This window comes from Streptomyces sp. NPDC039480, assembly GCF_055597165.1.
On record NZ_JBVITX010000002.1, the window covers coordinates 764,366 to 780,266 of the forward strand.

At 67.9% G+C, this 15,901-nt stretch carries 13 protein-coding genes and 1 riboswitch; of the genes, 5 read left to right on the forward strand and 8 right to left on the reverse strand.

Features of this window, described 5'->3' with window-relative positions; all coding sequences use genetic code 11:
• Window positions 1-254 precede the first annotated feature (254 nt).
• Window positions 255-1,379: an epi-isozizaene synthase gene (gene cyc1, locus ACZ56E_RS09545; protein ID WP_471212717.1), complete on the forward strand. Its 1,125-nt coding sequence runs from the start codon at window positions 255-257 to the stop codon at window positions 1,377-1,379.
• Window positions 1,376-2,752 carry a bifunctional albaflavenone monooxygenase/terpene synthase gene (locus tag ACZ56E_RS09550; protein WP_471212719.1) on the forward strand — a complete coding sequence of 459 codons (1,377 nt, stop codon included), beginning with the start codon at window positions 1,376-1,378 and terminating at the stop codon, window positions 2,750-2,752. Before cyc1 ends, ACZ56E_RS09550 begins: the two co-directional genes overlap by 4 nt.
• Before the next feature lie 89 nt (window positions 2,753-2,841).
• Here the strand turns inward: ACZ56E_RS09550 and ACZ56E_RS09555 are convergent, their stop codons facing one another.
• The 8 genes from ACZ56E_RS09555 to ACZ56E_RS09590 all read right to left on the reverse strand — a co-directional run bounded on the left by ACZ56E_RS09555 (window position 2,842) and on the right by ACZ56E_RS09590 (window position 12,385).
• Window positions 2,842-3,864 carry a ribonucleotide-diphosphate reductase subunit beta gene (locus tag ACZ56E_RS09555; RefSeq protein WP_471212720.1) on the reverse strand — a complete coding sequence of 341 codons (1,023 nt, stop codon included), beginning with the start codon at window positions 3,862-3,864 and terminating at the stop codon, window positions 2,842-2,844.
• Window positions 3,864-6,272, reverse strand: a complete 2,409-nt coding sequence (locus ACZ56E_RS09560) for a ribonucleoside-diphosphate reductase subunit alpha (protein ID WP_471212722.1) — start codon at window positions 6,270-6,272, stop codon at window positions 3,864-3,866. Before ACZ56E_RS09560 ends, ACZ56E_RS09555 begins: the two co-directional genes overlap by 1 nt.
• A 131-nt stretch (window positions 6,273-6,403) precedes the next feature.
• Window positions 6,404-6,526, reverse strand: a riboswitch (cobalamin riboswitch).
• 61 nt (window positions 6,527-6,587) lie between these two features.
• Complete coding sequence (locus ACZ56E_RS09565) at window positions 6,588-7,088, reverse strand: GNAT family N-acetyltransferase (RefSeq protein WP_471212724.1); 501 nt, start codon at window positions 7,086-7,088, stop codon at window positions 6,588-6,590.
• An 80-nt stretch (window positions 7,089-7,168) separates the two neighbouring features.
• On the reverse strand, window positions 7,169-8,797 hold the full coding sequence (gene mctP / locus ACZ56E_RS09570) for a monocarboxylate uptake permease MctP (RefSeq protein ID WP_471212727.1): 1,629 nt from the start codon (window positions 8,795-8,797) through the stop codon (window positions 7,169-7,171).
• A complete protein-coding gene (locus ACZ56E_RS09575; protein WP_398301018.1) occupies window positions 8,794-9,048 on the reverse strand; it encodes a DUF3311 domain-containing protein in 255 nt (84 codons plus the stop codon). The genes mctP and ACZ56E_RS09575 overlap by 4 nt, the downstream gene beginning before the upstream one ends.
• 110 nt (window positions 9,049-9,158) lie before the next feature.
• A complete protein-coding gene (locus ACZ56E_RS09580; protein ID WP_471149532.1) occupies window positions 9,159-9,356 on the reverse strand; it encodes a CstA-like transporter-associated (seleno)protein in 198 nt (65 codons plus the stop codon).
• Window positions 9,353-11,503: a carbon starvation CstA family protein gene (locus tag ACZ56E_RS09585; protein ID WP_471212730.1), complete on the reverse strand. Its 2,151-nt coding sequence runs from the start codon at window positions 11,501-11,503 to the stop codon at window positions 9,353-9,355. Before ACZ56E_RS09585 ends, ACZ56E_RS09580 begins: the two co-directional genes overlap by 4 nt.
• A 99-nt stretch (window positions 11,504-11,602) precedes the next feature.
• Window positions 11,603-12,385 carry a GntR family transcriptional regulator gene (locus tag ACZ56E_RS09590; RefSeq protein WP_398301448.1) on the reverse strand — a complete coding sequence of 261 codons (783 nt, stop codon included), beginning with the start codon at window positions 12,383-12,385 and terminating at the stop codon, window positions 11,603-11,605.
• A gap of 325 nt (window positions 12,386-12,710) precedes the next feature.
• On the opposite strand from ACZ56E_RS09590, the gene ACZ56E_RS09595 reads away from it, so the two are divergent.
• The 3 genes from ACZ56E_RS09595 to ACZ56E_RS09605 all read left to right on the forward strand — a co-directional run bounded on the left by ACZ56E_RS09595 (window position 12,711) and on the right by ACZ56E_RS09605 (window position 15,896).
• Window positions 12,711-13,985 (forward strand): extracellular solute-binding protein, encoded by a 1,275-nt coding sequence (locus tag ACZ56E_RS09595; RefSeq protein ID WP_471212742.1) that lies wholly within the window; start codon window positions 12,711-12,713, stop codon window positions 13,983-13,985.
• A 94-nt stretch (window positions 13,986-14,079) separates the two neighbouring features.
• Window positions 14,080-15,069, forward strand: a complete 990-nt coding sequence (locus ACZ56E_RS09600) for a carbohydrate ABC transporter permease (protein ID WP_471212745.1) — start codon at window positions 14,080-14,082, stop codon at window positions 15,067-15,069.
• Window positions 15,066-15,896, forward strand: a complete 831-nt coding sequence (locus ACZ56E_RS09605; protein WP_471212747.1) for a carbohydrate ABC transporter permease — start codon at window positions 15,066-15,068, stop codon at window positions 15,894-15,896. Before ACZ56E_RS09600 ends, ACZ56E_RS09605 begins: the two co-directional genes overlap by 4 nt.
• Window positions 15,897-15,901: the final 5 nt, after the last annotated feature.

A 15,901-nucleotide genomic window follows, 5' to 3' on the forward strand; every position in this document is an offset into this window, starting at 1 on the left:
TCCTCCCTGACCAGGGGCCGTTGGCATGCGCGTGGCATGAGCCGCTCGCTTGTGCGAGCAGAACAGGCTGCCAGTGATCCATATTCAGTCACGTACGGGGAGGTTCTCGGCACTGGGGGGTAGTGAATGGCGCAAATCTGTTCCCTGAACGGTCAGTTGTGGTGCTGAATGGAAAGCGCGGGGATACGCAACGGCGCGCGCCCGGCACGGCGGGAGGGGCGTGTGTCCTCAGCGCGGCTGAAAGGGGTTTGTTCGTGCCTGCATATTCCGGAAGCACTTCACAGACACAACCACACACACGGCCACGGGCATCGGTGGTAACGGTGCCGCAGGCACTGGCTCTTCCGGTGATCGAAGCAACCTTCCCTCGCCGTCTGCACCCGTATTGGCCAAAGCTTCAGGAGAAGTCCAGGGCATGGCTGCGCGAAATGCGGCTCATGCCCCCGGACAAGGTCGAGCGGTACGCGGACAGCCTCTGCTACACCGATCTGGTCGCCGGCTACTACATCGGCGCGCCGGACGAGTTGCTCACCGCGATAGCGGACCTCAGCAGCTGGTTCTTCGCCTGGGACGACCGGCACGACCGGGACTCGGTGCACGGCAGGACGGTCCAGTGGCGGCGGCTCTGCCGGGGCCTGCACGGCACTCTCGACGAACCCCGGCAGTACGTGCACCACAAGGACCCGCTGGTCGCGGGGTTCGCGGACTGCGTGCTCCGCCTGTACTCCGCCCTGAGCCCCAGCTGGAACGCCAGGTTCGCCCGGCACTTCCACCCGGTGATCGAGGCGTACGACCAGGAGTTCAGGAACCGCCGGTTCGGCACCGCGCCCACCGTCGAGGCGTACATAGAGCTGCGCCGCCTCACGTTCGCGCACTGGGCGTGGATCGACCTCCTCGAACCCACCGCCCGGTACGAGCTGCCGAGCGCCGTGCGCAGACACCCCGCGTACCGGCGGGCGGCACTGGCGACCCAGGACTTCTCGGCCTGGTACAACGACCTGTGCTCACTCCCGAAAGAACTCGCGGGAGACGAACTGCACAATCTCGGAATCAGCCTCATCCAGCACGAGGGAATGACGCTGGAAGAGGCGGTACGGGAAGTTCACAGGCGCGTCAGTCAATGCGTCACAGAATTCATCGAAGCCGAACGCGAAGTTCTTCTGTATGCCGAAGAATTGGCCGACGGCAGCGAGAGCGGCAGGGAACTCGCGGACGCGGTGAAATCGTGCGTCTTCAACATGCGGAACTGGTTCTCTTCCGTGTACTGGTTCCATCACGAATCCGGCCGCTATCGGGTGGACAGCTGGGACGACAGGTCCATGCCCCCGTATGTGACGGAAGAAGCCCTGGCGGAAAACGAACTGGTAGGTGAGGAATGAGCGTCGATTCCGCGATACCCGCGCCGCCCGCTGCCGGCTCCGGGCCGCTGCGCACCCCGCCCCTCGTCAGGGGCGGGGCCCCGGTCCTCGGCCACGCTTGGAACCTGGTGCGCGACCCGCTCGGCTTCCTCTCGGCGCTGCGCGACCACGGCGATCTCGTACGGATCAGGCTGGGACCCCGGACGGCGTACGTGGTGTGCGATCCGCGCCTGGTCGGGGCCATGCTGAAGAACCCCGAGTACATCGTCGGCGGGCCGCTCTGGGACACCCTCGAGGTGCTCCTCGGCAAGGGCGTGGCGACCAGCAACGGCAAGCTGCACCGGCGCCAGCGGCGCATGATGCAGCCCGCCTTCCGCCCCGAGCGGATCGCCGACTACGCCAAGGTGATGGAGGAGGAGGCGCGCGCCACGGCGGCCCGCTGGCAGCCGGGCGCCACGGTCGACGTGAGCGCGGAGATGTTCCGCACCGCCGTGCGCATCGTCTCGCGCTCCCTCCTGGAGGTCGACTCGATCCGGGAGAAGGCGGACCGCATCGCCGACTCGCTGCACACCGTCTTTGAGGGCCTCTACCGCCGGATGGTGCTCTCGGTCGGACCGCTCTACCGCGTGCCGACCCCCGCCAACCGGCGGTTCGAGAGCGCGCTCGCCGACCTGCACGCGCTCGTCGACGAGATCGTCGCGGAGCGCCGCGCGGCGGGTCCGGGCGGCCCCGACGACCTGCTCGCGCAATTGCTCCGGGCCACGGACGAGGCCGGGGAGCCCATAGCCGACCAGGAGATCCACGACAACGTGGTATCGCTCGTCGTGGCGGGTGCGGAGAATGTGGCGTCGACGCTGGCGTGGACGTTCCAGCTGCTGACCGAACACCCCGAGCAGGAATGGCGGTTGGTTGAAGAGGTAAATTCCGTGGCCCCGGATCGAGCGATCACATTCGCCGATCTCAAGGCCCTGCCGCACACCCGCAATGTCGTCACCGAGGCGATGCGTATACGACCGGCCGCCTGGATATTCACGCGCCGGTCCGTGGCCGAAACCGAACTGGGCGGCTATTCGATTCCGGCCGACGCGGACATCGTCTACAGCGTGTACGCGATGCAGCGCGACCCGCGTTCCTTCGAGCGGCACCTCGACTTCGACCCCGACCGCTGGAATCCGGAACGCGCCGGTGACGTACCGGAGTTCGCGATGATGCCGTTCAGCGTCGGCAACCGGAAGTGCCCCGGCGACCACTTCAGCCTGGCCGAACTCGCCCTGATCCTGGGGACGGTGGCTCCCAAGTGGCGCCTGGAGCCGGTCGAGGAGACCGACGCACGCACCCAGGTCGGCATCACCCTGCACCCCAAGCGGCTCGTCCTGCGGGCCAGGCCGCGCTGAACGCACACGTGCCCGCCCCACCCGGTGAACGGGCGGGGCGGGCACACCGCGTCAGGACGGAACGCGTCCAGAACTCGTCCAGAACTCGTCTAGAACTCGTCGTCGAACGAGACCGAACCCTCGACCGCGACCTGGTACGCCGAAGGCCGCCGCTCGAAGAAGTTGGTCAGCTCCTGGACGCCCTGCAGCTCCATGAAGGAGAAGGGGTTCTCGGAGCCGTAGACCGGCGCGAAGCCGAGGCGCTGGAGGCGCTGGTCGGCGACGCACTCCAGGTACTCGCGCATCGAGTCGGTGTTCATGCCCGGCAGACCCTCGCCGCACAGGTCGCGCGCGAACTGCAGCTCCGCCTCGACGGCCTCCTTGAGCATGTCCGTCACCTGCGTCTGCAGCGCGTCGTCGAAGAGCTCGGGCTCCTCCTTGCGGACGGTGTCGACGACGTCGAAGGCGAAGCTCATGTGCATCGTCTCGTCACGGAACACCCAGTTGGTGCCCGTCGCCAGGCCGTGCAGCAGACCCCGGCTGCGGAACCAGTAGACGTACGCGAAGGCACCGTAGAAGAAGAGGCCCTCGATGCACGCCGCGAAGCAGATGAGGTTGAGCAGGAAGCGGCGGCGGTCGGCCTGCGTCTCCAGCCGGTCCAGCTTCTCGACCGAGTCCATCCACTTGAAGCAGAACTGCGCCTTCTCCCGGATGGAGGGGATCTCCTCCACCGCGTCGAACGCGGCGGCCCGGTCCTCGGGGTCGGGCAGATAGGTGTCGAGCAGCGTCAGATAGAACTGGACGTGCACGGCCTCCTCGAAGAGCTGACGGCTCAAGTAAAGACGGGCCTCGGGGGAGTTGATGTGCTTGTAGAGCGTGAGCACGAGGTTGTTGGAGACGATCGAGTCGCCGGTCGCGAAGAACGCGACGAGCCGGCCGATCAGGTGCTGCTCCTCGGGCGTCATCTTCGCCAGGTCGGCGACGTCCGAGTGGAGGTCGACCTCCTCGACGGTCCAGGTGTTCTTGATCGCGTCCCGGTAGCGCTCGTAGAAGTCCGGGTAGCGCATGGGGCGCAGGGTCAGCTCGAAGCCCGGGTCGAGGAGGTTCTTCTCGGCGTTGGTGGTGGAGCTCATTACTGGCAGGCCTCGCAGGACTCGGGGTTTTCCAGGGAGCAGGCGACGGCTTCCTCGGCCGTGGCCTGCGCGGGGACGGGGGCGGCGGTGGCGGTCTGGGAGCCGCCGGCGGCGCGGGCGATGCGGGTGGCGGGGCGCGAGCGCAGGTAGTACGTGGTCTTCAGGCCCGACTGCCAGGCGTACGCGTACATCGAGGAGAGCTTGCCGATGGTCGGCGTCTCCAGGAACAGGTTCAGGGACTGCGCCTGGTCGAGGAACGGGGTGCGGGCCGCGGCCATGTCGATCAGGCCGCGCTGCGGGATCTCCCACGCCGTGCGGTACAGCGCCCGCACGTCCGCGGGGATCCAGCTGAAGCCCTGCACCGAGCCGTTGGCCTCGCGCAGCGCCTCGCGGGTCTGCGCGTCCCAGACGCCGAGCCGCTTCAGCTCCTCCACCAGATAGGCGTTGACCTGGAGGAACTCGCCGGACAGCGTCTCGCGCTTGAAGAGGTTGGAGACCTGCGGCTCGATGCACTCGTAGACGCCCGCGATGGACGCGATGGTCGCGGTCGGCGCGATGGCGAGCAGCAGCGAGTTGCGCATGCCGGTGGTGGCGATACGTTCCCGCAGGGCCGCCCAGCGCTCGGGCCAGGTCAGCTCGACGCCGTAGTGGTCGGGGTGCAGGACACCGCGGGCCGTGCGGGTCTTCTCCCAGGCGGGGAGGGGGCCGTTGCGCTCGGCGAGGTCCGCGGAGGCCTCGTACGCGGCGAGCATGATCCGCTCGGCGATGCGGGTGGAGAGGGCGCGGGCCTCGGGGGAGTCGAAGGGCAGCTTCAGCTGGAAGAAGACGTCCTGGAGGCCCATCGCGCCGAGGCCCACCGGGCGCCACTTGGCGTTGGAGCGGCCGGCCTGCTCGGTCGGGTAGAAGTTGATGTCGACGACGCGGTCGAGGAAGGTGACGGCGGTGCGGACGGTCTCGTCGAGCCGCTCCCAGTCGATGTCACCCGCCTCCTGGTCCACGAACGCGCCGAGGTTCACCGAGCCGAGGTTGCAGACGGCCGTCTCCCCGTCGTCCGTCACCTCCAGGATCTCCGTGCAGAGGTTCGAGGAGTGCACGGTGTGGCCGGGCTCCGCCGTCTGGTTGGCGGTGCGGTTGGCGGCGTCCTTGAACGTCATCCAGCCGTTGCCGGTCTGCGCGAGGGTGCGCATCATGCGGCCGTACAGGTCACGGGCCGACATGGTCTTCTTCGCGAGCCCGGCGGCCTCGGCGGCGCGGTAGGCGGCGTCGAACTCCTCGCCCCACAGGTCGACGAGCTCGGGCACGTCGGACGGCGAGAACAGCGACCACTGCTGGTCGGCGGCGACCCGGCGCATGAACTCGTCGGGGATCCAGTGCGCGAGGTTGAGGTTGTGCGTGCGCCGCTGGTCCTCACCCGTGTTGTCGCGCAGCTCCAGGAACTCCTCGATGTCGGAGTGCCAGGTCTCCAGGTAGACCGCGGCCGCGCCCTTGCGCCGGCCGCCCTGGTTCACGGCGGCGACCGAGGCGTCCAGGGTCTTCAGGAACGGCACGATGCCGTTCGAGTGCCCGTTCGTCCCGCGGATCAGCGAACCCCGGGAGCGGATGCGGGAGTACGAGAGGCCGATGCCGCCCGCGTGCTTGGAGAGCCGCGCGACCTGGTGGTAGCGGTCGTAGATCGAGTCGAGCTCGTCCAGCGGGGAGTCGAGGAGGTAGCAGGACGACATCTGCGGGTGGCGGGTGCCGGAGTTGAAGAGCGTCGGCGAGGACGGCAGGTAGTCCAGGCGGCTCATCAGGCGGTACAGCGCGGCCACTTCGTCGAGCGCGCGTGCGCTGCCGTCCTCCGCGAGGCCGCTCGCCACGCGCAGCATGAAGTGCTGCGGCGTCTCGATGACCTGCCGGGTGATGGGGTGGCGCAGCAGATAGCGGCTGTGCAGGGTGCGCAGGCCGAAGTACTCGAAGCGGAGGTCGGCGCCGTCGGCGAGCGCGGCCTCCACGAGCGCGTCGAGCCGGGCCGCGTGTTCGGTGACGAAGGACGCCGTGCGGTCGGCGATCAGGCCCTCGCGGTGGCCGACGGCGATCGACTCGGTGAAGGAGCGCACGCCCTGCGACGCGGCCTCGGCGGTGATGGAGAGGGTGAGCAGCCGGGCGGCGAGCCGGGAGTAGGCCGGGTCCTCCGAGATGAGCCCCGCGGCCGCCTCGGTCGCCAGCTCGCGCAGCTCCGACTCGTCGGCTCTGGCCGACCGGCCGCGCAGCGCGGCGGCGGCGACCCGGCCGGGGTCGGTGTCGGGGAGGTCGGCGGTGAGGTCGGTCAGGGTCCGCAGCAGCGCGGCCCCCGGTCCGTCGGTGCCTTCGGTACCCTCGGCGGTCGACTGTGACAGCGCTGACGCAGGTTCGGCAGGCGCGATGGTCACGTGGAGCTCTCCCTCGCTCGGCTCTGGGCCTGGGGGAGAGGACGGCACACACGGGCGCACCCGGGCAGGGCGGCGTACCGCGTCCACCGGCCCATTCCACGAGGCCCGGACGGTCGGCACCCGGGCCGGACGGCACGGGTGCACTGCCGGCAGGTCTTCGGACTCCGCGTACGACAAATGCGTACACGTCTACCGTTGCGGGACAGTTCCGGACTTGCACCGGATTCCCCTGCGGCGACAGCGAGCATGAGCATACATCTTGTGCCGCGCTCTTGAAGCAGGCCCACATCTTGTGTCGGCTTGCGGGGGCGGTGACTAGAGTTTCAATGCGTACGTCAGCAGTGGCACCGTCTCGATCGGCCTCCAGTCGCGCTCGGGCGTCCGCACGAAGCCGAGGCGCTCGTACAGCCGGTGGGCGGCGTGCATGGACCTCTGCGTGGACAGGACGAGCGCGCCGCGGCCCGCCTCCTCGGCGCGTCGCACGCACTCCCGTACGAGCGTCTCGCCCACGCCCCGGCCCCGCGTCTCGGGGGAGACGGCCAGCATGCGGATCTCCGCCTCGTTGTCCCGCGCGATGTCGGCCATCGGGCCGCCGGCCGGCACGTAGGTGACGCAGCCGAGCACCTGCCCGTCCGCCGCGGCCACCAGGACCTCGGCCGCCGCCGCCCGCGCCGGCACGTCGCGCAGCACCGTGAGATAGGGGTCCTCCGCGCCGAAGTCCAGGTGCCCCTCGGAGAGATAGGCCTGCGCGGTGAGCTCGCCGATGGTCTCGTAGTCCTCGGGTCGTGCCTCTCTGATGCTGATCGTGAAATCCATGGGCGCAGTGTGCAACACGGGTACGACAAAGGGCCGCCGGTTTTTTCCGGCGGCCCGAGTCGCGTGCGCGGTGGTGCGGATCAGTGCCCGGCGCCCGCTGTCGCCTTCGGCAGTTCCTGGACGACGCCGGGGTCGCCGGCGTCCGCCGTGTAGTCCTCCGGCGACGTCTCGTCGATGCCCTCGGGCGCCTTCAGCGCCTTCAGGACGAAGGTGAGGACGACGGTCACGACCACGTTCAGGACGAACGCGGTGAGGCCGATGTAGCCGATCTCGCCGATGCCCGGGATCGTGTCGGACGAGCCGCCGAAGTGTTTCTGCGTGGGCGAGGCGACGCCGTACGCGGCGAGCGTGCCGTAGACCATGCCGACCGCCCAGCCCGCGAGCAGCGCCCAGCGGTGGAACCACCGGGTGAACAGGCCGCCGACCAGCGCGGGCATCGTCTGCAGGATCCAGATGCCGCCCAGGAGCTGGAAGTTGATCGCGACGGTCTTGTCCATGCCGAGGACGAAGACGAGGGCGCCCACCTTCACCATGAGCGAGACGAGCTTGGAGACCTTGGTCTCCTGCGCGGGCGTCGCGTCCGGCTTGATGAAGTCCTTGTAGATGTTGCGGGTGAAGAGGTTCGCGGCTGCGATGGACATGATGGCGGCAGGCACGAGCGCGCCGATGCCGATCGCGGCGAAGGCGACGCCCGTGAACCAGTCGGGGAACATGTTCTCGAAGAGCTGCGGGATCGCCAGCTGGCCGTTCTCGACCTTCACCCCGGCCGCGATCGCCATGAAGCCGAGCAGCGCGAGCAGGCCCAGCATCAGGGAGTACAGGGGCAGGATCGTGGTGTTGCGGCGGATCACGTTCCGGCTCTTGGAGGAGAGCGTCGCCGTGATCGAGTGCGGGTACATGAAGAGCGCGAGGGCCGAGCCGAGCGCCAGGGTCGCGTACGTCCACTGACCGGCCTCGGGCGGTGCGAGCGCGCCGCGCGGCTTGTCGGTCGCCGGGTTGGTCTGCGAGAACGCCTCGCCCGCCTTGGCGAAGATGTCGTCGAAGCCGCCGAGCTTGATCGGTATGTAGATGATCGCGACGACGATGACGAGGTAGATCAGACCGTCCTTCACGAACGCGATCAGCGCGGGCGCGCGCAGCCCCGACGAGTACGTGTACGCGGCGAGCACGGCGAACGCGATCAGGAGCGGCAGGTCCTTGATGAACCAGTTGGTGTCGGGACCGCCGCCGATCCCCATGACGTCGAGGACGGCCTGGATGCCGACCAGCTGGAGCGCGATGTACGGCATCGTGGCGAGGATGCCGGTGACCGCGACGGCCAGCGAGAGCCCCTTGGAGCCGAAGCGTCCGCGCACGAAGTCGGAGGTGGTCACATAGCCGTGCTTGTGCGAGACCGACCACAGGCGCGGCAGGAAGGTGAAGATCAGCGGGTAGACGAGGATCGTGTACGGCACGGCGAAGAAGCCGGCCGCGCCCGCCGCGTAGATCGCCGCGGGGACGGCCACGAAGGTGTAGGCGGTGTAGAGGTCGCCGCCGAGCAGGAACCAGGTGACCCAGGTGCCGAACGACCGTCCGCCGAGGCCCCATTCGTCCAGGCTCTGGTCGTTCTCGGCCTTGCGCCAGCGGGCCGCGAGGAAGCCCATGACCGTGACCGCGAGGAAGAAGAAGATGAAGACCGCGAGGGCGACGCCGTTGACTCCGTCCTTCATGACCGCGCCCCTTCCTTGCGGGCGCGCTGGTCACGCTGCCACAGCTTGTAAGCGATCATCGTGAGCACCGTGGAGATGAGCACCCACAGCATCTGGTACCAGTAGAAGAAGGGGATACCGATGAAGGTGGGCTCGATCTTGGCGTAGGAGCTCACCCACAGCATCGCCACGAACGGCGCGACAAGGCAGACGGCGATGACCACGCGGACCGGCGTGACGACCGGTCTGTTCACTTCAGGTGCATCTGACATATCGCGGCTCCGTTCCCTCACTTATCCCATGCTTAACGTGCGGGAAATCTAAGCGAGAGTCTTGATCTATGGAACCCCTGTCCGGATAACGGACGAGTCAATGTGCCTGTTCAGCAGCAGCGGAAGCCCTTTCGGGGGTCCGACTCCTGCTGGTCTGTCCGCATGCGCTCAAATGCGCGGCGGCTGGGGACGGTTGCGGTCGGATGGTCCCTTCGTAAATGAGCCACATAGCGGTCGTACGCCGACTCGTCCGTCAGCTCCCGTGCGTACCAGCGGACCCACCGCAGCCCGCGCAGCACCCATGTCATGGGGCGGGCTCCGGGGTCTCCGCGAGTTCCCGCTTCTCCGCGAGCTCCCGCTTCTCCTCCGCGGTCGCGAAGAGCCCGGCCGGGGCGGTCAACTTCGACTCCACGTACGGCGCTTCGCTCAGCCGCGAGGCGGCGGGGTCGCGGACGTGCCGGACGCAGACGCGTGCCGCGTCGACGATCACGATGACGATGAGCAGGGCGAGCGCCGCCGAAAGGACGCCGTTCACCGTCGCGTTGGTGACGACGGTGTGCATGTCGTCCATCGTCTTGGCGGGCGCCAGGATCTTGCCCTCGTCGATGGCGTCCTGGTAGTTCGCGCGCTGCTGGAAGAAGCCGACGCGCGGATCGCTGGAGAACACCTTCTGCCAGCTCGCGGTGAGCGTCACCGTCGCGTCCCAGGCGAGTGGAATGCCGGTGATCCACGCCCACTTGAGGCGCCCGGACTTCACGAGCAGCGTGGTGCAGACGGCGAGGGCGACGGCGGCGAGGAGCTGGTTGGCGATGCCGAAGATCGGGAAGAGCTGGTTGATCCCGCCGAGCGGCTCGTGCACGCCCACCCACAGGAAGTATCCCCACAGGCCGGTGACGAGCGCGCTGGTGATGATGAGTCCGGGCTTCCAACTCACCTTCCTGAACGGCTTGTAGACGTTCCCGAGCATGTCCTGCAGCATGAAGCGGCCCACGCGGGTGCCCGCGTCGAGCGCGGTCAGGATGAACAGCGCCTCAAACATGATCGCGAAGTGGTACCAGAAGGCCCGCATGGAGTCGCCGGTGACCTTGGAGAAGATCTCCGAGACGCCGACCGCGAGCGTGGGCGCGCCGCCGGTGCGGGAGAGCAGCGAGGACTCCTCGACGTTCTTCGCGGCCTGCGCCAGATCGGCCGGCGAGATGGAGTACCCGAACCCCGCGACGGCCTTCGACGCCTCCTGGACGGTGTCGCCGACGACGCCCGCCGGCGCGTTCATCGCGAAGTAGAGACCCGGGTCGATGATCGAGGCGGCGACCAGCGCCATGACCGCGACGGACGACTCCATCAGCATGGAGCCGTAGCCGATCATCCGGACCTGCGTCTCCTTCTGGATCATCTTCGGCGTCGTGCCCGAGGAGATCAGCGCGTGGAAGCCGGAGAGCGCCCCGCAGGCGATGGTGATGAAGACGAAGGGGAAGAGGGAGCCCGCGAAGACGGGCCCGTCGCCGCGTGAGGCGAAGTCGGTCACCGGGTCCATCTGAAGCGTGGGCAGGCTGATCACGACGCCAAGCGCGAGCAGGACGATGGTGCCGATCTTCATGAAGGTGGAGAGGTAGTCGCGCGGCGCGAGCAGCATCCACACCGGCAGGATCGAGGCGACGAAGCCGTACGCCACCAGCCAGATCACCAGTGTCGAGGGCGCGAGCGTGAAGGTGTCGGCGAGCGACGACTCGGCGACCCAGCGCCCGGCGACGAGCGCGAGCAGCAGCAGGGCGATGCCGATCAGCGAGACCTCGCTGACCCGGCCGGGGCGCAGGACCCGCAGATAGAACCCCATCAGCAGGGCGATCGGGATGGTCATCGCGATGGAGAAGGTGCCCCACGGGGACTCGGCGAGCGCGTTGACGATGACGAGCGCGAGCACCCCGAGCAGGATGATCATGATGGCGAAGGTGGCGAGCAGCGCGGCGGCGCCCCCGAACGGGCCGATCTCCTCGCGCGCCATCTGCCCGAGCGACTTGCCGTCGCGCCGCGTCGAGAAGAACAGCACGACCATGTCCTGCACGGCGCCCGCGAAGATCACGCCGACGATGATCCAGATGGTGCCTGGCAGGTACCCCATCTGGGCGGCGAGGACCGGTCCGACCAGCGGTCCGGCGCCCGCGATCGCCGCGAAGTGGTGGCCGAGCAGCACGCGCCGGTCGGTCGGGTGGAAGTCGATGCCGTTGTCGAGCCGCTCGGCCGGGGTCGCCCGGTCCCTGTCGACCTTGAGGACCTTGTAGGCGATGAACTTCGCGTAGAAGCGGTACGCGATGGCGTACGTGCCGAGGGCCGCCGCCACCATCCAGGCGGCCGACACCTCCTCGTCGCGCGCGAGCGCCAGGACGGTCCAGCCCGCGGCGCCGACCAGCGCGACGAGAGACCAGATGACGATGGATCGAGGGGTCGCTCTGCGCACCGGGTCGTCCTCCCGCTCATCAGGCGATGACGTTCATCGTGCGGTGACGGGAGGAACGTAGAGCAGCGGAGCCGTCCGGCGCCAGACCTCGGACGGGTGTCAGTCCGTGGGTCTCTTGAGGCGGGCGACGAACTTGTACCGGTCGCCGCGGTAGACGGAGCGCACCCACTCCACCGGCCGGCCGTCGCCGTCCTGGGAGTGGCGGGACAGGAGCAGCATCGGCAGGCCGACGTCGGTGCCGAGCAGCCCGGCCTCGCGCGGGGTCGCGAGCGAGGTCTCGATGGTCTCCTCGGCCTCCGCGAGGTGCACGTCGTACACCTCGGCGAGCGCCGTGTAGAGCGAGGTGTACTTGACCAGGGAGCGGCGCAGAGCGGGGAAGCGCTTCGCCGAGAGGTGGGTGGTCTCGATGGCCATCGCCTCGCCGTTGGCGAGCCGGAGCCGCTCGATGCGCAGGACGCGGCCGCCCGCGCTTATGTCGAGGAGCCCCGCGAGGGTGTCGTCGGCGGTGATGTAGCCGATGTCGAGGAGCTGCGAGGTGGGCTCAAGGCCCTGGGCCCGCATGTCCTCCGTGTACGAGGTGAGTTGCAGGGCCTGCGACACCTTCGGCTTGGCGACGAACGTGCCCTTGCCCTGGATCCGTTCGAGCCGGCCCTCGACGACCAGCTCCTGGAGGGCCTGGCGGACCGTCGTGCGGGAGGTGTCGAACTCGGCGGCGAGGGTGCGCTCCGGGGGGACGGGGGTGCCGGGCGGCAGCGTCTCCGTCATGTCCAGCAAGTGCCGCTTGAGGCGGTAGTACTTGGGCACGCGCGCGGTGCGGCCGACGCTCGGACCCTCCGAGGGCGCGCTCACATCGGTCCCGGTGCTGCCGGCCTCAGTGCCCATCTGCTGCCTCTCCGGCTCCTGTGCTGCTGCCGTCACCGGCTCCTCCGTCTGTCGCGGCTCACATCGTGGCACGTACCGGGCCATGGGGCGCCCCCTGGTCGAGCGAAGTCGACAGGTTGGGGGAAGACTCCGCCTCCTCAGGTGTCGGTCCGATAACGGACGCGACTGCCCTTCTTATACACCCTTGACACCCCTAAAGGTCTAGGCCAAGCTCCCCGTACTGGTCTACACCATTAAAGACCAGGTTCCAGTCCCACGGGCAGATCTCGGTCCATTCGGTCGCTGCGGGTGGGGGGTTGACTGGCATCCCTTGAGGAGGGTGAACGTGAAGCGCAAGCTCATAGCGGCCATCGGTGTCGCGGGCATGTTGGTCTCGGTCGCGGCCTGCGGCAGCGACGACGACGAGAAGAAGGCCGGGGGAGCCGACAGCTTCAAGGGTGAGACCCTGACGCTCTGGGCGATGGACGGTTCGACGCCGGACCAGTGGCAGAAGGACGTCACGGCGGCCTTCGAGAAGAAGACCGGCGCGAAGCTGAAGTTCGAAGTCCAGCAGTGGAACGGCATCCAGCAGAAGCTGACCACCGCCCTCTCCGAGGAAAACCCCCCGGACGTCTTCGAGATCGGCAACACGCAGACCCCGGCGTACGCCAAGACCGGCGGTCTCGCCGAGCTCGACGACCTCAAGGAGTCCATCGGCTCCGACTGGACCGACTCGATGAACAAGTCGTCGGTCGTGGACGGCAAGCAGTACGCCGCCCCCCTCTTCGTCCTCAACCGCGTCGTCATCTACAACAAGAAGGTCTGGGCCGACGCGGGCATCAAGGAGACCCCCAAGACCCGCGCCGAGTTCCTCAAGAACCTCAAGCAGATCGGCGAGAAGACCGACGCCGAGCCGATCTACCTGCCCGGCCAGAACTGGTACCACTTCGTCGGCCTGACCATCGGTGAGGGCGCCGAGCTGGTCAAGAAGGACGGCGACAAGTACGTCTCCAACCTCGACGACCCCAAGGTCGGCAAGGCCATGAAGACGTACAAGCAGTTCGCGGACCTCTCCAAGGCCCCCAAGAACAAGGACGAGGCCACCCCGCAGCAGGCCGAGGTCTTCGCCAAGGGCAAGACCGGCGCCTTCATCGGGATGAGCTGGGAGGCCGCGACCGCGATCAAGGCCAACAAGAAGATCGAGAAGGACATCGGCTACTTCACGATCCCCGGCGCCACGGCCGACAAGCCCGAGGGCGTCTTCCTCGGCGGCTCCAACCTCGCCGTCGCCGCGACCAGCAAGAAGCAGGAGCTCGCCAAGGAGTTCCTGAAGATCGCGCTGTCCGACAAGTTCGAGGGCCAGCTCGCCAAGGAAGGCGGCGTGATCCCGAACAAGAAGGCCCTGGAGTCCAACCTCAAGGGCAACCCGGCCGCCGAGGCCGCAGCCCCCGCCACCGCCGGCGGCGGCACCACCCCGCTGATCCCGGAGTGGGGCGCGGTGGAGAACCCGCCGAACCCGATCAAGAACTACATGACCGCGGTGCTCAACGGTAAGTCGCCTGCCGACGCCGCCAAGCAGGTCGAGGGCGAGCTCAACAAGCGCCTGTCGCAGAAGCAGTAACAACCCCCCTCTTGCCGGGGGCGGCGGGTGACACGCCCTCGCCGCCCCCGGCATACCTCTGCGTACCGCTATGCCCACGAAAGAGATGGCGAGCATGACCGTGCAGAAGACCGAACGGCCGCCCTCCGGCCCGACGGAGGTGCAGACACCGGCAGGCGGGCCACGGCCTGGTGCCCCGCGCAAGGGGACCGGTCGTCTCGCCGGCCTGACGCCCTATCTGCTTCTTGCCCCCGCGATCATCGTCACCCTGCTGCTGCTCGGCTGGCCACTGGTCAACAACGGGATCCTGTCGTTCCAGAACCTCAACATGCGGCAGTTCATTCTGCACTTGACCGAGTGGAACGGATTCGACAACTACAAGGACGTCCTCACCGGCGAGGACTTCTGGCGGGTCGCGGGACGCTCGGTCGTCTTCACCGCCGTCAACGTCGTCCTCATCATGCTGCTCGGCACGCTGGTGGGACTGCTGCTCGCGCGCCTCGGCCGGAAGATGCGCACGTTCCTCCTGCTCGGCCTCGTGCTCACCTGGGCGATGCCCGTCGTCGCGGCGAGCACGGTCTACCAGTGGCTGTTCGCGCAGCGCTTCGGCGTCGTCAACTGGGTGCTCGCCAAGATCGGCTTCGAGTCGATGGCCGACCACGACTGGCTGGCCACGCAGTACTCGACCTTCTTCGTCGTCCTGCTGCTGATCGTCTGGATGTCCATCCCCTTCGTGGCGATCAACCTGTACGCCGCCACGACCACCATCCCCAAGGAGCTGTACGAGGCCGCGGCGCTGGACGGCGCGGGGGCCTGGAAGCAGTTCACCCAGGTGACGCTGCCGTATCTGCGGCCCTTCCTCTACGCCACGACGTTCCTGGAGATCATCTGGGTCTTCAAGGCGTTCGTCCAGGTCTTCACGATCAACGAGGGCGGCCCCGACCGGCTCACCGAGATCCTGCCCGTCTACGCCTACATCGAGGGCATGGGCAACCAGCACTTCGGCATGGGTGCCGCGATCGCGCTGCTCACCATCGTCATCCTGCTGGCCATCACTTCGTTCTACCTGCGGATCGTGCTCAAGCAAGAGGAGGACGAGCTGTGAAGCGCTCGCTGATGGGCCGCCTGTGGCCCAACCTGACCGCAGTCGTCATCTTCATCCTCTGCGTCTTCCCCGTGTACTGGATGTTCGCGACGGCCTTCAAGCCGACCGGCGACATCATCGCCGAGGACCCGGTCTGGTTCCCGACCGACGCCACTCTCGAGCACTTCAAGACGGCGATGGACGCCGACCACTTCTGGACCATGGTCGGCAACTCCCTCATCGTGACGCTCCTCGCGGTCGTCTTCTCCCTCATCATCGGCGTGACCGCGGCATTCGCCCTCGCCCGGATGCGCTTCAAGGGGCGGCGCGGCTTCATCATCGGCTTCATGCTGGCGCAGATGGCGCCCTGGGAAGTCATGGTCATCGCGATCTACATCATCGTGCGCGACGCCGACATGCTGAACAGCCTGATCCCGCTGACCCTGTTCTACATGGTGATGATCCTGCCCTTCACGCTCCTCACGCTCCGCGGCTTCGTCGCCGCCGTGCCCAAGGAGCTGGAGGAGTCCGCCATGGTCGACGGCTGCACGCGCATGCAGGCCTTCCGCCGCGTGATCCTGCCGCTGCTCGCGCCGGGCCTGATGTCGACCTCGCTCTTCGGCTTCATCACCGCCTGGAACGAGTTCCCGCTGGTCCTCGTGCTCAACAAGGAAGCCGAGGCCAAGACCCTGCCGGTGTGGCTGTCCAGCTTCCAGACCGCCTTCGGCGACGACTGGGGCGCCACCATGGCCGCGGCCTCCCTCTTCGCCATCCCGATCCTGATCCTCTTCGTCTTCCTGCAGCGCAGGGCCGTCAGCGGCCTGACCGACGGCGCAGTGAAGGGATAACGCCT

What these genes read in the sequence shown, in the direction of transcription:
- ACZ56E_RS09550 (WP_471212719.1), top strand. Translation starts at nt 1,376, where the DNA reads ATGAGCGTCGATTCCGCGATACCCGCGCCGCCCGCTGCCGGCTCCGGG.
- ACZ56E_RS09555 (WP_471212720.1), bottom strand. Translation starts at nt 3,864, where the DNA reads ATGAGCTCCACCACCAACGCCGAGAAGAACCTCCTCGACCCGGGCTTC.
- ACZ56E_RS09565 (WP_471212724.1), bottom strand. Translation starts at nt 7,088, where the DNA reads ATGGATTTCACGATCAGCATCAGAGAGGCACGACCCGAGGACTACGAG.
- mctP (WP_471212727.1), bottom strand. Translation starts at nt 8,797, where the DNA reads ATGAAGGACGGAGTCAACGGCGTCGCCCTCGCGGTCTTCATCTTCTTC.
- ACZ56E_RS09575 (WP_398301018.1), bottom strand. Translation starts at nt 9,048, where the DNA reads ATGTCAGATGCACCTGAAGTGAACAGACCGGTCGTCACGCCGGTCCGC.
- ACZ56E_RS09580 (WP_471149532.1), bottom strand. Translation starts at nt 9,356, where the DNA reads ATGACATGGGTGCTGCGCGGGCTGCGGTGGGTCCGCTGGTACGCACGG.
- ACZ56E_RS09590 (WP_398301448.1), bottom strand. Translation starts at nt 12,385, where the DNA reads ATGGGCACTGAGGCCGGCAGCACCGGGACCGATGTGAGCGCGCCCTCG.
- ACZ56E_RS09600 (WP_471212745.1), top strand. Translation starts at nt 14,080, where the DNA reads ATGACCGTGCAGAAGACCGAACGGCCGCCCTCCGGCCCGACGGAGGTG.